This is a genomic window from Ligilactobacillus equi DSM 15833 = JCM 10991 (assembly GCF_001435735.1).
Lineage (GTDB): Bacteria > Bacillota > Bacilli > Lactobacillales > Lactobacillaceae > Ligilactobacillus > Ligilactobacillus equi.
Genome location: NZ_AZFH01000042.1, coordinates 1 through 2,384 on the forward strand (window position 1 = coordinate 1; position 2,384 = coordinate 2,384).

A 2,384-nucleotide genomic window follows, 5' to 3' on the forward strand; every position below is an offset into this window, starting at 1 on the left:
CCCCACCAGTTTTAAAACAACCAAAAACTGTTACTTATTCCCTAAATGATGTGACATTGATTGTTATTTTTTCTCAATAAATCTCAATAAATTTCTAGTCTGTACTGTTAATGGACAGACTCTTAGTGTAAAGTATTGATTTTTTAGTTAATTCTAGTTATAATGATAAATGAAAAGAGGCATATGCTGGAACATACACCTCTTGCGGCTTATTAAGTCGGTAGTTATTTATATAGACAAAAAACAACCACTAACCTGTCAAAGTTATTAGGTGGTTGTTTTTTATTTGTCTTGATTAATATATGTCAACAAAGCAATGATAAATAGACCAAAGCTCATTAAATCAGCAAATGAAAACATTTCGTTGCGTACCTTTCGTAAGATTGTTCCATATAAAACAACCTCCTTTCAGATAGACAACTACCGACCTATAACTCGTCGCAAGTTTAATTTTATCACTTTTTATTAAATAACGCAAAGATATTATTTATAAATCTAAGTGTGATTTTACATGAGAATTTGAATTTTATTTTAGATTTCTTTTTGAAGTATTTTTTATAATTCAATGTTACTTTTATTTTATATTGCTTTTTACATTGTTTAGTTGTATGATATAGATAGCGATTAGATTGGCAAATTCTTGCTACCTAATTATTCAAAGAAGGCAATTTTACGGAGGTGGATTTCATGGAAATTGTTACAATTTGCAGCACCAAAGGTGGTGTTGGCAAAACGACTATTTCTTATAATTTCGGAGAATGGTTAGCAGCTAATGGAAATCAAGTGTTGCTAATTGATTTAGATCAACAATGTAATTTAAGTCAGTTGTATGGCTTAGAAAGTACAAGTAATAATATTGGAAATCTTTTTGATAAACTAAATGATGAAGAAATGAGTGTATATCATACAACTTCTGAAAACATTGATATTATTCCGGGTTATAAAAAACTTCATCGCTTAATCGCAAATATTGAAACTGACCCACATAAATATTTTTTCTTATTTAGATGGTTTAGAAAAAACTATGAAACGGTTAAAAAATACGATTATGTAATCGTAGATTGTCACCCTTCATTTGACACGTTAGTAAAAAATGCGGTAGCGGTTAGTGATGTTTTATTCTGCCCTATTACACCGACAGAACATGGATATGATGCTAAATTTACCTTTATGGATGATTTTGTTGAATATAAAGAAAACGAAGCAATTGACATGTCGACAGAAGAAAGTTATGTTCGGGCGAAAGTTTACTATATTGGTAATATGGTTAAACATAATACTGAATCATCACGTAATTTTCTTAAAATCATTGAAAACAATCCAGAAGTTATTGCTGTTTTACCAAACAGAGAATTATTTAATAGATCAACCCTTGAACACACCCCATTAGTTAAAATGGAACGTAGTGATGAATCTAAATACAAGAGATATGCGTCAACATATAAGGAAATAGATACGGAATTTAAAAAGATGCTTGAAGCATTTAATCACTAGAGTTAGTGCTGCTTCTTGACTTATTAGATTGTAATTTAGATTTTGTTTTAAAATCTATTTTAAGAGTTTAGTTAAACGAAAATTAACATTTGAATTTAAACAGGAGGAAAAATTATGTCATTTGAAAATCTTGAAAAAGAAAGAGAAGAAAAACGTAAAGGTACGTTTGATAATATGATGGAAACTGGTGAAGTATCTAAAATTGATAAAGTTGAGCCAGAAACTAAAGCAACTATGAATTTGTCAATTTCTTTACCAACACCTGAAAAGGAAGAAAAACGTACATCTAAATCTTATTACTTAAAACAATCTACGATTAAGAAGATTCGCAAGTTATCGAAGGATAATCATTATAAAACTGATTCAGCATTTATCGAAGCCTTAATTGAATCGTTATAATACAAGTAAGAAAACTTTTAATACAGGTCACACTTATGTGTGGCCTTTTAATTTACAATAAAATGTATAATGCATTGTAAATTCCATTTTAAAATTGATTGTACATTAAAATACAAATGGAATTAAATGTTCCCATTGCATTCTAAAATCCAAGCGTAATCTAAAATGTAATCTAAATTTTATTTTGGATTTTGTATTTTATTTTCTATTAGATTAGAAATTTATTTCTAGATATTATTTTAAAGTTTAAAATGTCTCCTAAAATAAAGTTTAAACTTCATTGCAAAGTATGTTTTCCTTCCGTTCCACGCTTATTTGCCAATGTTTATTTTAAAAGATAACGCTGCTTTTCCTATCTCTTTTTGGATATTCTAGTATATTTAAAGATATACTAGAATATAATAATATATACTTCCATATCCAAAATATATAATAATACGCTAATTGCTAGTTTGTAATACTTCCATTTTTTGTAAATTGTACAGTGTTAT

The 2,384-nt window shown here is 28.0% G+C and carries 3 protein-coding genes; 2 read left to right on the top strand and 1 reads right to left on the bottom strand.

Annotated elements, in window-relative coordinates:
- Positions 1 to 282: 282 nt before the first annotated feature.
- Positions 283 to 360: a putative holin-like toxin gene (locus FC36_RS12690; RefSeq protein ID WP_369384746.1), complete on the bottom strand. Its 78-nt coding sequence runs from the start codon at positions 358 to 360 to the stop codon at positions 283 to 285.
- Between the two features lie 327 nt (positions 361 to 687).
- Here FC36_RS12690 and FC36_RS04885 point away from each other — a divergent pair, with 327 nt between their 5' ends.
- The gene (locus tag FC36_RS04885; protein WP_056986743.1) at positions 688 to 1,494 is read left to right on the top strand and encodes a ParA family protein; all 807 of its coding nucleotides are present in this window, start codon (positions 688 to 690) and stop codon (positions 1,492 to 1,494) included.
- Between the two features lie 114 nt (positions 1,495 to 1,608).
- Positions 1,609 to 1,893 carry a hypothetical protein gene (locus FC36_RS04890; RefSeq protein ID WP_023859306.1) on the top strand — a complete coding sequence of 95 codons (285 nt, stop codon included), beginning with the start codon at positions 1,609 to 1,611 and terminating at the stop codon, positions 1,891 to 1,893.
- Positions 1,894 to 2,384 lie beyond the last annotated feature (491 nt).

Coding starts and splice junctions, on each gene's coding strand:
- FC36_RS12690 (WP_369384746.1), bottom strand. CDS start 360: ATGTTTTCATTTGCTGATTTAATGAGCTTTGGTCTATTTATCATTGCT.
- FC36_RS04885 (WP_056986743.1), top strand. CDS start 688: ATGGAAATTGTTACAATTTGCAGCACCAAAGGTGGTGTTGGCAAAACG.
- FC36_RS04890 (WP_023859306.1), top strand. CDS start 1,609: ATGTCATTTGAAAATCTTGAAAAAGAAAGAGAAGAAAAACGTAAAGGT.